The organism is Streptomyces sp. NPDC007917 (assembly GCF_042959105.1).
Classification (GTDB): Bacteria; Actinomycetota; Actinomycetes; order Streptomycetales; family Streptomycetaceae; genus Streptomyces.
This window is the reverse complement of the sequence record NZ_JBIBKK010000001.1, coordinates 399,936-416,280: the sequence shown is the minus strand read 5'-3', so window position 1 is coordinate 416,280 and position 16,345 is coordinate 399,936. Positions and strand designations below refer to the sequence as shown.

Genomic DNA, 16,345 nt, shown 5'->3' with positions numbered 1-16,345 from the left:
CGCCGCAGGTGGTGCACTTTCCATCGCCCTCGCAGCGTCGGCACATGGGTGGTGGTCCTTTCGGTTCGGGGGTGTCGGCGGTGCTGACCGCGCCGCCGGAAACCACCGTGCACCTGCCCGGGAGGGTGGGCACGTGGTGCAACGGGGTGGCTCGTTGCACTGCCATGTGCACCGCTTTGACCTGCGGACCCTCGCGTTGGAGTGCAACCGGAACCGCCTCGGCCGCCGCTGACTGGCCCGCGATGAAGCCGTGTTCTATGGTTAATGGCATTCACCGCGGGGGGTGTTCATGGAGGAACCATCCGAGCTCTTCAGGGACTTGGCGCACGCCTTGGTCCAAGCCCTCGACGCATGGGCGGCCACGGTCGGCCAGGCGACCGACACCGCGCGGCGCCCCACGCGCGCCGGCCTTGTCGCCGAACTGGAAAGAGAGCGCCTGGAGTTCGAGCGCGTCGGCCGGAACCGTAAGAGAATCGATCTGCCTCTGCTGTCGTACTGGCTCAAAGGCCGCGATCAATTGCTGCCCGGCAGCAAGAAGAATCGACTGCCCAGCCAAGAGGACTGCGAAGCAGTCGCCCGGGCGCTCTCGCAGAAGGCGCCGCGTAGCGCTCAGGAGCTGCCGAAGATCGGTGTCGAAATCGCGGACCTCGCACGGCGGTTGAAAGAGGAGGCCGGTCCCGGCTGGCGGGATGAAGTCCTCGCCTGTCTCGCCCCCGCGGCCACCGTCGCGACGCACGGCGTTTCTGAAGTGAACACCGCCCCTGAGACGCGCCCTGAGACGCGCGCTTTCCCCGAAGCTCCCGCGGAGCCGCGGCGGAAGCGGAGAGGATGGCAATTCGTCGTGGCGACGGCGATCGCCGTAGGGCTGATCACCGGCACCATGGCGCTGCGTAGCGGCGCCTCGGAAGGAGACGGGGCATCGGGCGGCGGGGGCGCCGTGCGGATGGCGGACCTGAAGGGCAATCACCGCTGCGGCCCTCTTCGGGCGGTGGGCGCCGTGTCATGGCGGCCCTGTACCTCGGTCGGCAGGGACTCCCTGTCGTTCGTCGTCCAGCTCAGCAACTCCTCGAACCGGGCGACGACGGTGAAGACCAGGATCGCCTACGTCCAGGCCCGGGCCGAGCACGAGTGCCCCGCGCCGTGGGGCACCGCACGCGATGTCACCGTCCCGGCCGGAGCCACCGTGACCAGCCCCGCGAGCGGCTGTACGGTCCCTGTCGTCCGCGCCCAGGCGTTCCAGGCCAGGGTCTTCGTGGCCGAGGAGAACGCCTCCGCCTGGGGCTACCGGGAGCATTCGCCGACGGTGCACATCCAGGCCGACGGCCGCCGCCTCTGGGCGGACCAGCTCTGAAACGCGAGCGCCGGACGGGCGGGCAGCCCGTCCGGCGCTCGGGGAACAACCGCGTTACGCCGGGACGCTCGCGACGCCCGGGGCCAGGAAGCGGCGGCCGGCCACCCGCTCCGAGACGCCCTCGCGGTCCAGGTACGGCGTGATGCCGCCCAGGTGGAAGGGCCAGCCGGCGCCGGTGATCAGGCACAGGTCGATGTCCTGCGCCTCGGCGACGACGCCCTCGTCCAGCATGAGGCCGATCTCCTGCGCGACCACGTCCAGGACGCGCGCCCGCACCTGCTCCTCCGTCAGGACCGTGTCGCCCTGCTCCAGCAGCGCGGCGACCTCCGGGTCCAGCTCCGGCTTACCGGAGTCATGAACGTAGAAGCCGCGCTTGCCCGCCTCGACCACCCGCCGCAGGTTCTCCGAGACCGTGAAGCGGTCCGGGAACGCCCGGTGCAGGGTCTCCGAGACGTGCAGGCCGATCGCCGGGCCGACCAGCTCCAGCAGCACCAGCGGGGACATCGGCAGGCCCAGCGGCTCGACGGCGCGCTCGGCGACGTCGACCGGGGTGCCCTCGTCGATGACGTTCTGGATCTCGCCCATGAAGCGGGTCAGGATCCGGTTGACGACGAACGCCGGGGCGTCCTTGACCAGGACGGCCGTCTTCTTCAGCTTCTTGGCCACGCCGAAGGCGGTGGCCAGCGAGGCGTCGTCGGTCTTCTCGCCGCGGACGATCTCCAGCAGCGGCAGGATCGCGACCGGGTTGAAGAAGTGGAAGCCGACGACCCGCTCGGGGTGCTGAAGCTTCGAGGCCATCTCGCTCACCGACAGCGAGGAGGTGTTGGTGGCCAGGATGGCGTGGGCCGGCACCACCGCCTCGACCTCGGCGAACACCTGCTGCTTGACGCCCATCTCCTCGAAGACGGCCTCGATGACGAAGTCGGCGTCGGAGAAGGCCTCGGCCTTGTCGAGGGAGCCGGTCACCGCGGCCTTGAGACGGTTGGCCTTGTCCTGGTTGAGACGGCCCTTGAGCAGCAGCTTGTCGATCTCGTCGTGGACATAGCCCACGCCCTTGTCGACGCGCTCCTGGTCGATGTCGGTCAGCACGACCGGCACCTCGAGGCGGCGCGCGAACAGCAGCGCCAGCTGCGAGGCCATCAGGCCCGCGCCGACGACGCCCACCTTGGTGACCGGGCGGGCCAGGGACTTGTCCGGGGCGCCGGCCGGGCGCTTGGCGCGCTTCTGGACCAGGTTGAAGGCGTAGATGCCGCTGCGCAGCTCGCCGCCCATGATCAGGTCGGCGAGGGCGCCGTCCTCGGCGTCGAAGCCCTGGCGCAGATCGCCGTTCTTGGCGGCGGCGATGATCTCCAGGGCCCGGTACGCGGCCGGGGCCGCCCCGTGCACCTTGCTGTCGGCGATGGCCCGGCCGCGCTCGACGGCCGCGTCCCAGGCCTCACCGCGGTCCACCTCGGGGCGCTGCACCTGGATCTCGCCGCGCAGCACGGACGCGGTCCAGATCAGGGACTGCTCCAGGAAGTCCGCGCCCTCGAAGATCGCGTCGGCGATCCCGAGCTCGTAGACCTGCTTGCCCTTCAGCTGCCGGTTCTGGTTGAGCGAGTTCTCGATGATCACCGTGACCGCGCGGTCGGCGCCGATCAGGTTCGGCAGCAGGGTGCAGCCGCCCCAGCCGGGGACCAGGCCGAGGAAGACCTCGGGCAGCGAGAAGGCGGGCAGCGCGGCCGAGACGGTGCGGTAGCCGCAGTGCAGGCCGACCTCGACGCCGCCGCCCATCGCCGCGCCGTTGTAATACGCGAAGGTGGGCACGGCCAGGTCCGCCAGCCGCTTGAAGACGTCGTGGCCGCCCTTGCCGATGGCCAGCGCGTCCTCGTGGCGCTTCAGCAGCTCGACGCCCTTGAGGTCGGCGCCGACGGCGAAGATGAACGGCTTGCCGGTGATGCCGACGCCGACGATCTCGCCCTCGGCGGCCTCCTTCTCGACCTGGTCGAGCGCGGCGTTCAGATTCGCCAGCGAGGCGGGGCCGAAGGTGGTGGGCTTGGTGTGGTCCAGGCCGTTGTCGAGGGTGATCAGGGCGAACCGCCCCGCGGCCTGCGGCAGGTCCAGGTGGCGGACGTGCGCCTGTGTCACGACCTCGTCCGGGAACAGCTCGGCCGCTCCCCGCAGAAGCTCTTCCGTAGTGCTCACTTGTTCCCCTCGAAGTGCGGGTTCTCCCAGATCACGGTGCCACCCATGCCGAAGCCGATGCACATGGTGGTGATGCCGTAGCGGACTTCGGGCTGCTCCTCGAACTGCCGGGCCAGCTGTGTCATCAGCCGCACCCCGGAGGAGGCGAGCGGGTGCCCGAAGGCGATCGCGCCGCCGTACTGGTTGACGCGCGGATCGTCGTCGTCGATGCCGTAGTGGTCCAGGAAGGACAGGACCTGGACGGCGAAGGCCTCGTTGATCTCGAAGAGGCCGATGTCCTCGATCGTCAGCCCCGCCTTGGCGAGGGCCTTCTGGGTCGCCGGGATCGGGCCGTAGCCCATCACCTCCGGCTCGACGCCCGCGAAGGCGTAGCCGACCAGCCGCATCTTCACCGGCAGACCCAGCTCGCGGGCCACGTCCTCGGCGGCGATCAGCGAGGCGGTCGCGCCGTCGTTGAGCCCCGCGGAGTTGCCCGCGGTGATCCGGCCGTGCGGGCGGAACGGCGTCTTGAGCGTCGCCAGACCCTCCAGCGTGGTGCCGGGGCGCATCGGCTCGTCAGCGGTCGCCAGGCCCCAGCCCAGCTCGCCGCCTTCAGGGTTGGTGCGCCGCACCGAGATCGGCACCAGGTCCGGCTGGATCTTGCCGTTGGCGTACGCCTTGGCGGCCTTCTCCTGGCTGCGCACCGCGTACTCGTCGGCGCGCTGCTTGGTGATGTGCGGCAGCCGGTCGTGGAGGTTCTCCGCCGTCATGCCCATGAAGAGGGCCGACTCGTCGACCAGCTTCTCCGAGACGAACCGCGGGTTCGGGTCGACGCCCTCGCCCATCGGGTGGCGCCCCATGTGCTCCACGCCGCCGGCGACGACGACGTCGTACGCGCCGAAGGAGATGGAGCCGGCGGTCGTCGTCACGGCGGTCATCGCGCCGGCACACATCCGGTCGATGGCGTAGCCGGGCACCGACTGCGGCAGCCCGGCCAGGATGCCCGCGGTGCGGCCGATGGTCAGGCCCTGGTCGCCGATCTGCGTGGTCGCGGCCACGGCCACCTCGTCGATGCGCTCCGGCGGCAGGTCCGGGTTGCGGCGCAGCAGCTCCCGGATGCACTTGACGACCAGGTCGTCGGCGCGGGTCTCGTGGTAGATGCCCTTGGGACCCGCCTTGCCGAACGGGGTCCGGACGCCGTCGACGAAGACGACGTCCCTAGCGGTACGAGGCACGTTGGCTCTCCTCCAGGTGCGCGGGGTGGCACTGCTGCGGGCACGCCCCGAGGGGCGCGCCATGACCTCATGCTACTTATGAGTAACCATGGTGCCCAGTCCCCGCTCCGGGAGGGGTGAACGTCACACCTGTGCGCACGTTTCGGCCGGAGTGGTTCGTAGTGAGTATCGGACAGCGACACGCCGTGGTATCGGCGTGTCGCTGTCCGATACTCACCACAAATCTCAGTCCGTCGCTCCCAGGGCCGCCAGGAGGATCGGGGTGGTCTGCTCGATCTGCCAGGGGCGGGCGCCGTAGCCGTGCAGAACGGCCGCGACGGACTCGGCGGTCACCTCGGCCGGGGGCTCCCAGCACAGCCGTCGCACCGTGTCCGGGGCGATCAGGTTCTCCTGGGGCAGATTCAGCCGTTCGGCCAGGGCGGTCACCGCCGTACGGGCCGCCGAGAGCCGGGCCGCCGCGGCCGGGTCCTTGTCGGCCCAGGCGCGCGGGGGCGGCGGGCCGGCCACCGGCTGGCCCGGCTGGGGGAGCTCCGACTCGGGCAGGGCCCGCGCCCGGTCCACCGCGGCCTGCCACTGCTCCAGCTGGCGGCGGCCCATGCGGTGGCCGAAGCCGCCCAGCGCGCCCAGGGCGCGCGCGGTCGTCGGCAGGGCCAGCGCGGCCTCGATGATGGCCGCGTCGCCCAGTACCTTGCCCGGTGAGACGTCGCGGCGCTGCGCGATCTTGTCCCGGGCCGTCCACAGCTCGCGCACCACCGCCATCTGCCGGCGCCGCCGGACCTTGTGCATCCCCGACGTACGCCGCCAGGGGTCCTTGCGGGGCGGGGCGGGCGGGGCCGCGGCGATGGCGGCGAACTCCTGGTGGGCCCAGTCCAGTTTGCCCTGCCGCGCCAGCTCCTCCTCCAGCGCGTCGCGCAGGTCCACCAGCAGCTCGACGTCGAGCGCGGCGTAGTGCAGCCAGGGCTCGGGGAGCGGGCGGGTGGACCAGTCGACGGCGGAGTGCCCCTTCTCCAGGGCGTACCCGAGGATGTTCTCGACCATGGCGCCGAGGCCCACCCGGGCGAAGCCGGCCAGCCGGCCCGCCAGTTCGGTGTCGAAGAGACGGCCGGGGAGCATGCCTATGTCCCGCAGACAGGGCAGGTCCTGGGTGGCGGCGTGCAGCACCCATTCGGCGTCGGCGATGGCGTCGCCCAGGCCGGACAGGTCGGGGCAGCCGACGGGGTCGATCAGGGCGGTCCCCGCGCCGGCGCGGCGCAGCTGGACGAGATAGGCCCGCTGGCCGTAGCGGTAGCCGGAGGCGCGCTCGGCGTCCACGGCGACCGGGCCGTGGCCCTCGGCGAAGGCGGCGATGACCTCGGCGAGCGCGTCCGGGTCGGCGGTGACGGGCGGGATGCCCTCACGCGGCTCCAGCAAGGGGACCGGCGCCGAGGGGAGGTCGTCCGGGGGAGCGCCCCCGGTGGTTCGCAGTGTCGTCTCTGCTGCGGTCTCTTGGGCGTCGGTCACCTGTCAAGGGTAGCTGTGCGTACCGGGTACGCAGGGCGCCCGCCGACGGAACGTTCCGTCGGCGGGCGCCGGGCGTCGGGGTGGACGGTGGTGGCCTGGGCGGGAGCCAGGGGGTGTACGGGGGGTGTACGGGGTCTGGAAGGGGCTGGGGATGGCTTGTGGGTGATCGGCCGGGTGCGTGTCGTGGATGGTCTGTACGGGGCCTGTGCGGGCCCTGTGGGGGCTCAGGCGGCGGATGGGGCGGGGGTCAGTGGATGATCCCGGTGCGCAGTGCGACCGCGACCATTCCGGCCCGGTCTCCGGTGCCCAGCTTGCGGGCGATGCGGGCGAGGTGACTCTTGACGGTGAGCGCGGACAGGCCCATCGAGACGCCGATGGCCTTGTTGGACTGGCCCTCCGCAACCAGCCTCAGCACCTCGACCTCGCGTCCCGACAGCTCGCGGTAGCCGCCCGGGTGTCCGGGGGCGCCCGGCGGGCGGCGGTGCATCCGGGCGGCGGCGCCGAGGGGAGCGGCGCCGGGGCGGCCCGGGATGCCCAGGTTGGTGCGGGTGCCGGTGACGACGTAGCCCTTGACGCCGCCGGCCAGGGCGTTGCGGACGGCGCCGATGTCGTCGGCGGCGGAGAGGGCCAGCCCGTTCGGCCAGCCCGCGGCGCGGGTCTCGGACAGCAGCGTGAGGCCGGAGCCGTCGGGGAGGTGGACATCGGCGACGCAGATGTCGCGGGGGTTGCCGATACGGGGACGGGCCTCCGCGATGGACGACGCCTCGATGACATCGCGCACCCCGAGGGCCCACAGGTGACGGGTGACGGTGGAACGGACGCGGGGGTCGGCGACGACGACCATGGCCGTCGGCTTGTTCGGGCGGTAGGCGACCAGGCTGGAAGGTTGCTCGAGGAGAACAGACACCAGGCCTCCTGGGGGAAGTGGTGGGACGGGTCACCACGTCCTTCGGCACCGATACGGCCCGGCTTTAGGGAATGATCACGATTTGGTGAGTAACAATTCGGGCAATTAGGACGACTGATCGATCAAGCCTGATCAGCGAGCGCTCTGCGAATGCCCGGCGAGCGCTCAGCGCGGCTGGGGGCCGCGCCGCTGCGGCAGCGACACGACCCCCGCCTCGGCCGCCCCGACCGGCGGCAGCCCCGCGATCTGGCACAGCAGATCGCACCAGGCCGCCAGGTGCGCCCCGGTGTCGGGCACCCCGGCCGGTCCGTCGCCCGGGGTGAAGGGATGCTCGGGCCGCAGACGCTCGCCCAGGGGCGGCTCCGCGCCGGGCGGCTCCGACGGCGTCCAGGAGGCGCGGATCTCGATCCGGGTCGACGGCTCGCGCTCGCCGATCCCGCCGAAGTAGTGCGAGCTCGCCCGGGTCACCGTGCCGCTCGGCTGCCGGTACCCGACCCCGCGCGCCTCCAGCGCGCCGGTCAGCCACGACCAGCACACCTCGGGCAGCAGCGGATCCGCCGCCATCTCCGGCTCCAGGTCCGCGTGCACCAGGGTGACCAGGCGGAACGTACCGCACCAGGAGTCGTGCCCGGCCGGGTCGTGCAGCAGGATCAGCCGCCCCTCGGCCAGCTCCTCCTCGTCGCCCGCCTCGCCCACCGCGTCCGACGTGACCGCCGCCTCGAGCGCGTACGAGAACGGCGCGAGCCGCCGCGGTGGCGGGGTCGGGGCGAGCTCCACCTCGGGCCGCGGCCGTACGGCACACAGCCCGGCCACGGCGTGCCGGAAGACGGCCGGGGCCCCTTCCCCGCCCGCCCCGTCCGCCCCGTCGGCGCCCTCAGCGCCGTCAGCACCGTTCGAGAGGTGTCCTTGAACCGCTGCCATGCCCGGAAGACTAGGCGCATCGGGGGCCTCAACCGGGGAGGAACACCCGGGTTGGCGGGTCACTCGTTCGGCCCGTGCGAAGATTTGGGTCATGAGCGCCAACGAGCGGCCCTCGGGCCAGCAGCAGACCGGCCGCACCGCGGCGAGTGCCACAGCCGACTCGGCCTTCCTGCGCGCCTGCCGACGTGAGCCGGTTTCGCACACTCCGGTGTGGTTCATGCGGCAGGCCGGCCGCTCGCTGCCCGAGTACCACAAGGTCCGCGAGGGCATCGCGATGCTCGACTCCTGCACGCGGCCGGACCTCGTCACCGAGATCACGCTCCAGCCGGTTCGCCGCCACCATGTGGACGCGGCCATCTACTTCAGCGACATCGTGGTCCCGCTCAAGGCCATCGGGCTCGACCTGGACATCAAGCCCGGCGTCGGCCCGGTCGTCGAGCAGCCCATCCGCAGCCGCGCGGACCTGGACCGGCTGCGCCCGCTCGATCCGGACGATGTGAAGTACGTCACCGAGGCGGTCGGGATGCTCACCGGCGAGCTCGGCGCCACCCCGCTGATCGGCTTCGCCGGCGCCCCCTTCACGCTCGCCAGCTACCTCGTCGAGGGCGGCCCCTCCCGCAACCACGAGCGCACCAAGGCGCTCATGTACGGCGACCCCGAGCTGTGGGCCGATCTGCTCGACCGGCTCGCCGACATCACCACCGCCTTCCTGAAGGTGCAGATCGAGGCGGGCGCCTCCGCCGTCCAGCTCTTCGACTCCTGGGTCGGCGCCCTGGCCCCCGCGGACTACCAAGCGCGGGTGATGCCCGCCTCCGCGAAGGTCTTCGACGCCGTGGCCGGATACGGGGTGCCGCGCATCCACTTCGGCGCCGGCACCGGCGAGCTGCTGGGACTGCTGGGCGAGGCCGGTGCGGACGTCGTCGGCGTGGACTGGCGGGTGCCGCTGGACGAGGCGGCCCGGCGGGTCGGCCCCGGCAAGGCGCTGCAGGGCAACCTCGACCCGGCCGTGCTCTTCGCCCCGCGCCAGGCCGTCGAGGCCAAGGCCCGCGAGGTGCTGGACGCGGCCCGTGGCCTGGAGGGCCACGTCTTCAACCTCGGCCACGGGGTGCTGCCCAGCACCGACCCCGACGCCCTGACCCGCCTCGTGGAGTACGTCCACACCCACACCGCCCGCTGAACCGGCCCGCCACCGAACGGTCGGAACCCGCACGGGGTCCCTCATCGTCTGGGAGACCATGAGGGACTTCCCTGCCATCACCGCCGACCGCGTCCGGGAACTCGCCGACCAGTGGGACGCCGTCCGCGAAGGCCGCTCCAAGGACGAGGCCGACCGGCTCGTCCGCGACTGTGCCGAGCGGCTGACCGCCGAGCCCGCGGGTGAGCTGGCCTACCTGTGGACGCTCGGCCTGCTGATGACGGCCGAACACACCGGCTGGCTCGCCGGGGACGGCGTCGAGGGCGTCGCCCTGGTGGCGCTCGACGCCGCCGACAGCGCCCTGCGCGAACGCGCCTGCGGGCACGAGCGGCACCCGTACGAGGACGACCTGGACGAGCGCCACGACCACCTGGCGCGGCTGCTGCCGCTGCTGCGCAACGGCAGGAGCGAGGCCGAGGACGAGCAGTGGCACGACGCGGCCACCAAGGAGCAGTGGCTGTGCCCGCGCAACATCGCCGGGTACGCGCGCGTGGCCATCGACATCATCGACCCCGGCACCGTCGCCGACATCCCGCCCCGGCTGCCCCTCATCGACGCGCGCAAGGCCGGGCACCTGCGGTCCATCCTCTGGGACTACCCCCACGTCGACCCCGCGTACGAGCTCTTCGACTACGCCGCCGCGCTGCGCGCCCACCCCGACGGCGACAGCCGCGCCGGGCTCGTGGTCATCCTGTACGCCGCCTGCCGGTACGCCGTGAGCGGCCGCATCCGCGGCAAGTGGGTGCTGGACGAGATGATCGGGGCCCTCGAGGCCGTACTGCCCGGGCTTGGCGACGAGCCCTGCGCACACCGGGAAGGCGAGCACCCGGGGACCGGCGGCGACCCGGCGGCGCTGGCCACCGTCGGCGTCCATCTGCTCAGCCCCGGCGGGCGCGGCGTGTACCGGCGGCGGGGCGGCATCGAGGGCTGGCACACCCCGCTGGAGGGGTGGCTGTGCCCGGCCTTCCTCGCGGGGCTCGCCCGCGAGGCGCTGGACCAGCTGCCGGCCGGGCGCGACAAGCTCTTCGGCAGCCGCGACACCACCCACCTCGACACCGAGTATCTGCTCCCCGACGGGCGGATCGACATCGACACCCTCGCCACCACCTACCGGCAGTCCTGGGTCACCGAACACGACGAGCTGGTGCAGAACGCCGCGCTGTGGGCCGCCCGCCGGTACGCGGCCGGCGCCGGGAGCGAGCGGGAGCGGGCCGCGCTGCTGCTGCTCGCCTGCTGGGCGGTGGACGGGATGGTCGTCGACCTTCCGGCCTCCGTGCTCGGCGTGCTGGAGGAGATCTTCCAGGCCATCGACCTCGCCCCCCTGGACGAGCCGTGCCCGCACCCCGGGGTCCACCCCTGGCAGGGCCTTGAGCGCATCGCGGGCCGCGGATACGCGGTCGCGGGCCACCCCGACGCGCTGTTCGGGGCGCATCTGAACCACTTCTGCGCGCCCGAGGACTTCGAGGCGCCCGACGAGCCGTTCGCCCCCGACGCCTGGAGCTGCCCCCGCCACCTGGCCGGGCGGGTCCGGGACGCGCTGGAGGCGCTGCACGAGGTGAAGCAGGACGACGGGGAGGCCTAGGGGCGCCGGACCTGCTCGCGGATCAGGTAGTACAGCACGGCGCTCGCGAGCATCAGGGCGCCGTCGATGTAGACGGCGTGCGTCCAGGTTCCGTAGTGGTCGAAGAGGGTGCCGCTGAGCGCCGGGCTGATCACCGCCCCGATCTCGCCGACGAGGTTGAACATCCCGAAGGCGGCCCCCCGCTCGGCGGCGTCGACCACATCGTTCAGCAGCGCGTGCGCCATGGGCTGCAGGGCGTTGAAGAACAGGCTGGTGACGAACAGGAGCACCGACATCACCAGCAGCGAGGGCGTCTCGTCGGCCTGCAGATAGGCGCCGAAGACCAGCACCAGCACCCCCTGGACCACGGTGAACGCGACCAGCAGCGGCCGCCGCCCCCAGCCCCGGTCCTTCGCCCGGTCCGAGAGCCAGCCGCCCGCGGGGAAGCCGAGGATGCCCGCGCCCGCGTTGAAGGTGGCGACCAGCGCGGCGTTCTGGAAGGAGCTGTGCGCGGCGTCGGCGACGATCGAGACCGACCAGAAGCTGAAGAACCACAGATTCCACATGACCGCGATGAAGGCGAAGCTGAGCAGCAGCGCGTTGCGGTTGCGGGAGACCGCGCCGAGCCGTGAGCCCCGCCGGGCGAAGATCGCCCCGATGAGGACGAACGCGAGCACGCACTCCAGGACGGCCACGCCCCAGCTCGGCAGCCCCGCCCCGTCGGCGATCAGATAGACGGCCAGCACCGCGGCGCACAGCACCGCCGAGATGCCCAGGAGCCGCAGCGCCGAGCCGGTCGCCCGCAGCGGGCCGCCGATACGGCGCAGATAGCCGGCCGTGACCACGCCGAACACCAGCGTCGCGCCGCCCAGGACCAGGAACGGCATCCGCCAGGCATCCTCATGGCCGAACACATCAGCGCCCCAGTCGATCAGATACGGAGCGCTGATGGTCGCGATCGTCAGCCCGATGGACAGACCGGTGATCGCCACCCCCATGCCAAGACCCGCCTTGGCGGGCGGGGTCCGCTGGGCGATCAGGGTGCGGTCGTTGGAGTAGAAGACGCCCTCGCCGAGCCCGGTCAGCACGCGCAGCACCACAAAGGCGATCAGCCCGCCGACCAGCCCGCTGGCGAGGGTCGCCACGCCCGCCCACAGCAGCGAGATGGCGAGCATCGCGCGGTGCCCGAAGCGGTCCCCGAGATAGCCGCCGGGGTACTGCGTCAGCATGTAGCCCGCGAAGAAGAGACTGCCGATCAGCCCGCCGAGCGCATGCGGATGGCTGGCGGAGCCCAGCATCCCGTGGTCGTTGTCGATGAGCCAGGTGACCACCGGGCCGGTGATGGTGCGGTCGGCGTAGGAGAAGAGCCAGCCGCCGAGCAGCATGGCCCACAGGGTGTGATACGGCTTCCAGCCTCCGGACCCGGCCTCCGGCTCCCGGCCGGTGGTCGGTGCGGTCACGTCGGACATGGCCTCAGGTCCCCCTCCGGGCGCGGCTGCGCGGCGTCAGCCGCTGATGTCACCTCACGGTCCGGCGTCGGTGGCGCGAGGTCGTGAGGTGTGTGGTGTGTGGTGCGTGATGCCGAGGTGTTCCACAGCCTGTGGGCTGAACCACGGCGCGGCAAGGGTGCGGCCATACCCTTTCACCGGCCGGAAGCCTCGGCGACGGGGGCTTGCCCCCAGGCGGCCGCGACGGTACGGGAGATGCCGTGCGCGGCCACCCGCACGGCCGGGATCAGCCCCGGCGCCCGCCCCTCGGCGGCCGGGACCACGACGGACAGCGAGGCCACCACCTCCCCGCCCGGCCCGCGCACCGGAGCGGCGACCGACAGCGCGTCCGTGGTGATCTGCCGGTCGCTGACCGCGATCCCGGTGCGCCGCACCTCCGCGAGGGCGGCCCGCAGCCGGGCCGGGTCACAGATCGTCAGCTCCGTGAAGCGGCGCAGCGGCCCCGCGCACACCCGCTCGCGCAGCCGGTGCGGCCCGTACGCGAGCAGCACCAGGCCGACGCCGGTCGCGTGCAGCGGCCAGCGGCCGCCGACCCGGCTGCGCACCCGCACCGCGGAACGCCCGGAGATCCGCTCGATGTACACCACCTCCAGGCCGTCGCGCACGGCGAGCTGGACGTTCTCGTGGGTGGCCTCGTACAGGTCCTCCATGAAGGGCAGCGCCACCTCGCGCAGCCCCACCCCGCGCGGCGACAGCGTCGCCACCTCCCACAGCCGCAGCCCGATGTGGTAGGCGCCCGACGCGTCCCGCTCCAGGGCGCCCCAGCCGGCGAGCGCGGCGACCAGGCGGTGCGCGGTGGCCAGCGGCAGACCGGCGCGGCGGGCGAGCTCGGTGAGCGACAGCGAGCGGTGCGTGGCGTCGAACGCGTCCAGCAGGGCGAGCACCCGGCCCGCGACCGAGCGGCGGCCCTCCAGGGACCGGGCACCCGGGGGATGGGGGCCCGGGGGAAGGGGCGCGGTCATGACAGCGGAAGGCCGACGTAGTTCTCGGCGAGTTCGGCGGACGCTGCCGGGGAGGCGGCGATCCGCTCCAGCTGGGCCAGTTGCAGCCGCTCCTCGAACGGGGTCCGGTCCGGGTGCGGATGGAGGGTGTCGGTCATGAAGGCCGAGAAGCGCTCGGCCTGCCACACCCGGCGCAGACAGGTCTCGGAGTAGCCGTCGAGCAGTTCCGTGGAGCCGGTCTCGTGGTGCAGGGTCAGGGCGCGGGCCAGGGTGACCACATCGGTGACGGCCAGGTTGAGCCCCTTGGCGCCGGTGGGCGGCACGATGTGCGCCGCGTCGCCCGCGAGGAACAGCCGGCCGTGGCGCATCGGCTCCCGCACATGGCTGCGCATCGGGGTGACCGACTTGGCGGTGATCGGGCCGCGCGCGAGGGTCCAGTCCCCGTCGACGGCGAAGCGGACGGACAGCTCGTCCCAGATCCGCTCGTCGGGCCAGTCGGCCGCATCCGTGCCCGCCGGCACCTGGAGATAGAGCCGGGAGACCTGCGGGGAGCGCATGCTGTGCAGGGCGAAGCCGCGCCGGTGGCGGGCGTAGATCAGCTCCTCGCAGGACGGCGGCACCTCGGCCAGGACGCCGAGCCAGGAATACGGGTAGTCGCGTTCGAACACCGTGGTGCGCTCGGCGGGGACCGCCCGGCGGGCCACGCCGTGGAAGCCGTCGCAGCCCGCCACGAAGTCGCAGGTGAGGGTCTGCTCGCGGCCCTCGTGCCGGAAGCGGATGGTGGGTGTGGCGGAGTCGGGGTCCTCGACGGCCAGGGCCTCCGCTCCGAACAGCAGCGGTGGCCCGTCGGCGAGCTGGAGGGCGACCAGGTCCTTCACGACCTCCGTCTGGGCGTAGACCATCACCGACCGCCCGCCGGTCAGGGCCGGGAAGTCGATGCGGTGGGCGCGGCCCTCGAAGCGCAGCTCGATACCGCGGTGGAGCAGCCCCTCCCGGTCCATCCGCGCGCCCGCGCCGCACTCCCGCAACACATCCACCGTGCCCTGCTCCAGGATTCCGGCCCGCTGACGCGCCTCGACATAGCGGCGGTCGCGGCTCTCCAGCACGACGCAGTCGACGCCGGCGCGGTGCAGCAGACGGGCGAGCAGCAGGCCGGCGGGGCCGCCGCCGACGATGCCGACGGTCGTGCGCATCTCATCGCTCCCTCTCGCTCGGTCGCCCGGTGACCCGTTCACCCAGCGGGTTGTTCGCCTGGTGAAACTTGGTTCATAATCGGCGTGGTGCAGAGTCTCAGCGCGGCTTCGCCGCCTGTCAATGGTTCGGTCGGCCCTCTCGAGCGCGGCCTCGCCGTGCTGCGCGCGCTGACCGCCCTGTCCGCGCACGGCGCGGGACCGGCGGTCCGCCCCGGCGACCTGGTGCGCGCCACAGGGCTGGCCCGCTCCGTCGTCGACCGCGTGCTCGGCACGCTCCAGCAGCTCGGCTACGTACGGCTGGACGGACGCGAGGTCAGCCTGGCGACCGGGCTGATGGAGCTGGGCAACGCCTACCTCGCGGCGAGCGGCCTGCCCGGCGCGCTCCTCCCGTTCGCGGAGCGGCTGGCGGACTCCCTCGACGAGTCCGTCTCCGTCGCCGTCCCGGACGGCGACGGTGTGCGCTTCGTCGTCCAGGCCACCCGGCGCCGCACGATGTCCCTCGCCTTCCGCATCGGCGACCTCCTCCCCGCCGAACGCTGCGCCCCCGGCGCCCTGTTCGCCGCCGAGTGGGACGAGCGCACCTGGGCCGACTGGCGCGCCCGCCGCGCCGCCGACCCCCTGGATGCCTCCTTCCCCGCCGTCCCGCCCCGGCCGGGCCCCGCCGGCGCCCCGGACCTGGACGAGTTCGCGCGGCGCGCCAAGGCGGCGGCCCACGACGGCTGGGCCCTTGACGACCAGCTGATCGAGCCGGGCCTGGTGGCGGTGGCCGTTCCGCTCCGCGACCCGGCGGGCCGTGTCGCCTGCGCGGTGAACGTGGTCAGCCACACCAGCCGCCACGACATCGCGTCCCTCGAACGGACCGCGCTGGCCGCCCTGCGGGACCGGATGCCCGAGATGGAAGCGGCGCTGGCCGCGCCGGCGGAGGCCGGGGCGGGCGCGGTAGCCGGGGCGGGCGCGGCGGCCTGGGCGGGGGCGGGCGGCGAACCGCCGTCGGCCGGTGTCATCGGCGCGGACCCGGCGCGCCTGGTCAAGCGGGAGATGGGGGCGGGCTTTCTGCAGTCGCTCGCCCGCGGGCTGGCCGTCCTGCGGGCGCTGGGCGAGCGGGCCCCGGGCGGCCCGCCGCCCCACGGCGGCATGCCCCTCACCGCCGTCGCCGAGGCGACCGGCCTCGCGCGCGCCACCGCCCGCCGCTCCCTCCTCACCCTCGTGGAGCACGGCTACGCCGCGACCGACGGAGCCCGCCTCTTCCGCCCCACCCCCCGCGTCCTGGAGCTCGGCTACGCCCCGCTCGCCGGGCTCGGCTTCACCGACATCGCGCGGCCGCATCTGCGCGAACTGGTCGGCGCCGTCCACGAGTCGGCGTCCCTGGCCGTGCTCGACGGCGGCGACATCCGGTACGTCGAGCGCGTGCCGACCGTCCGCATCATGAGCGTCAACATCACCATCGGCACCCGCTTCCCCGCCTACGCCACCTCCATGGGCCGGGTGCTGCTCGCGGGCCTGGACGCCGACGCCCGCGCCGCGTATCTCGCCGGCCTCGACCCACAGCCGCTGACCCGGCACACCCTGACCTCCCTGCCCGGGCTCGCGCGTGTCCTCCAGGGCGTGAGGGCAAGCGGATACGCCCTGGTCGACGAGGAGTTGGAGGAGGGGCTGCGGTCCCTCGCCGTGCCCGTACGGGACGCCGACGGGCATGTGGCGGCGGCGCTCAACCTCGCCGTGCACGCGGGCCGGGGCACCCCGGAGGACACCCTGCGCACCCTTCTGCCACCCCTGCGCGCCACTGCGGCCCGCATCGAGGCCGACCTCCGCACGGCCTTCGCCCACCGCCCCCCTGGCCTGGGCGCCAGGCGTCAGGCGGGCGTCTGAG

Annotated in this window: 12 protein-coding genes; 4 read left to right on the top strand and 8 right to left on the bottom strand. The window is 73.2% G+C overall.

All coding sequences use genetic code 11. From position 1 onward, the window contains the following. The first annotated feature begins 289 nt into the window (after positions 1-289). The gene (locus tag ACFZDL_RS01805) at positions 290-1,351 is read left to right on the top strand and encodes a hypothetical protein (protein ID WP_353591075.1); all 1,062 of its coding nucleotides are present in this window, start codon (positions 290-292) and stop codon (positions 1,349-1,351) included. Between the two features lie 54 nt (positions 1,352-1,405). Here the strand turns inward: ACFZDL_RS01805 and ACFZDL_RS01800 are convergent, their stop codons facing one another. The 5 genes from ACFZDL_RS01800 to ACFZDL_RS01780 all read right to left on the bottom strand — a co-directional run bounded on the left by ACFZDL_RS01800 (position 1,406) and on the right by ACFZDL_RS01780 (position 8,077). Further along, positions 1,406-3,535, bottom strand: coding sequence for a 3-hydroxyacyl-CoA dehydrogenase NAD-binding domain-containing protein (locus ACFZDL_RS01800; protein WP_353591076.1), 2,130 nt, complete (start codon positions 3,533-3,535; stop codon positions 1,406-1,408). Next, positions 3,532-4,749, bottom strand: a complete 1,218-nt coding sequence (locus ACFZDL_RS01795) for an acetyl-CoA C-acyltransferase (RefSeq protein ID WP_353591077.1) — start codon at positions 4,747-4,749, stop codon at positions 3,532-3,534. The genes ACFZDL_RS01800 and ACFZDL_RS01795 overlap by 4 nt, the downstream gene beginning before the upstream one ends. Before the next feature lie 225 nt (positions 4,750-4,974). Further along, the gene (locus ACFZDL_RS01790) at positions 4,975-6,249 is read right to left on the bottom strand and encodes a ribonuclease D (RefSeq protein WP_353591078.1); all 1,275 of its coding nucleotides are present in this window, start codon (positions 6,247-6,249) and stop codon (positions 4,975-4,977) included. A gap of 247 nt (positions 6,250-6,496) precedes the next feature. Continuing rightward, on the bottom strand, positions 6,497-7,156 hold the full coding sequence (locus ACFZDL_RS01785) for a response regulator transcription factor (protein WP_014175686.1): 660 nt from the start codon (positions 7,154-7,156) through the stop codon (positions 6,497-6,499). Positions 7,157-7,321: 165 nt separating this feature from the next. Beyond that, positions 7,322-8,077 carry a DUF3000 domain-containing protein gene (locus tag ACFZDL_RS01780; protein WP_353591079.1) on the bottom strand — a complete coding sequence of 252 codons (756 nt, stop codon included), beginning with the start codon at positions 8,075-8,077 and terminating at the stop codon, positions 7,322-7,324. A 91-nt stretch (positions 8,078-8,168) separates the two neighbouring features. Between ACFZDL_RS01780 and hemE the strand changes: the two genes are divergently transcribed. Further along, a complete protein-coding gene (gene hemE, locus ACFZDL_RS01775; RefSeq protein WP_353591080.1) occupies positions 8,169-9,254 on the top strand; it encodes a uroporphyrinogen decarboxylase in 1,086 nt (361 codons plus the stop codon). A 58-nt stretch (positions 9,255-9,312) separates the two neighbouring features. Then, complete coding sequence (locus tag ACFZDL_RS01770) at positions 9,313-10,854, top strand: hypothetical protein (protein WP_353591081.1); 1,542 nt, start codon at positions 9,313-9,315, stop codon at positions 10,852-10,854. Here ACFZDL_RS01770 and ACFZDL_RS01765 read toward each other — a convergent pair. From ACFZDL_RS01765 to ACFZDL_RS01755, 3 genes are all read right to left on the bottom strand, one after another. After that, positions 10,851-12,302 (bottom strand): MFS transporter, encoded by a 1,452-nt coding sequence (locus ACFZDL_RS01765; RefSeq protein WP_353591082.1) that lies wholly within the window; start codon positions 12,300-12,302, stop codon positions 10,851-10,853. The genes ACFZDL_RS01770 and ACFZDL_RS01765 overlap by 4 nt on opposite strands. Positions 12,303-12,475: 173 nt before the next feature. Then, a complete protein-coding gene (locus ACFZDL_RS01760) occupies positions 12,476-13,303 on the bottom strand; it encodes an IclR family transcriptional regulator (RefSeq protein ID WP_353591083.1) in 828 nt (275 codons plus the stop codon). Continuing rightward, positions 13,300-14,475 carry a 4-hydroxybenzoate 3-monooxygenase gene (locus ACFZDL_RS01755; protein ID WP_353591084.1) on the bottom strand — a complete coding sequence of 392 codons (1,176 nt, stop codon included), beginning with the start codon at positions 14,473-14,475 and terminating at the stop codon, positions 13,300-13,302. The genes ACFZDL_RS01760 and ACFZDL_RS01755 overlap by 4 nt, the downstream gene beginning before the upstream one ends. A gap of 84 nt (positions 14,476-14,559) precedes the next feature. On the opposite strand from ACFZDL_RS01755, the gene ACFZDL_RS01750 reads away from it, so the two are divergent. After that, entirely contained in the window at positions 14,560-16,344 is a 1,785-nt protein-coding gene (locus ACFZDL_RS01750; RefSeq protein WP_391189952.1) for an IclR family transcriptional regulator C-terminal domain-containing protein, read from the top strand. Position 16,345 lies beyond the last annotated feature (1 nt).

Excerpts from the sequence above, each read along its gene's own strand:
- hemE (WP_353591080.1), top strand. The coding sequence starts at position 8,169 with ATGAGCGCCAACGAGCGGCCCTCGGGCCAGCAGCAGACCGGCCGCACC.
- ACFZDL_RS01805 (WP_353591075.1), top strand. The coding sequence starts at position 290 with ATGGAGGAACCATCCGAGCTCTTCAGGGACTTGGCGCACGCCTTGGTC.
- ACFZDL_RS01755 (WP_353591084.1), bottom strand. The coding sequence starts at position 14,475 with ATGCGCACGACCGTCGGCATCGTCGGCGGCGGCCCCGCCGGCCTGCTG.
- ACFZDL_RS01770 (WP_353591081.1), top strand. The coding sequence starts at position 9,313 with ATGAGGGACTTCCCTGCCATCACCGCCGACCGCGTCCGGGAACTCGCC.
- ACFZDL_RS01765 (WP_353591082.1), bottom strand. The coding sequence starts at position 12,302 with ATGTCCGACGTGACCGCACCGACCACCGGCCGGGAGCCGGAGGCCGGG.
- ACFZDL_RS01780 (WP_353591079.1), bottom strand. The coding sequence starts at position 8,077 with ATGGCAGCGGTTCAAGGACACCTCTCGAACGGTGCTGACGGCGCTGAG.
- ACFZDL_RS01760 (WP_353591083.1), bottom strand. The coding sequence starts at position 13,303 with ATGACCGCGCCCCTTCCCCCGGGCCCCCATCCCCCGGGTGCCCGGTCC.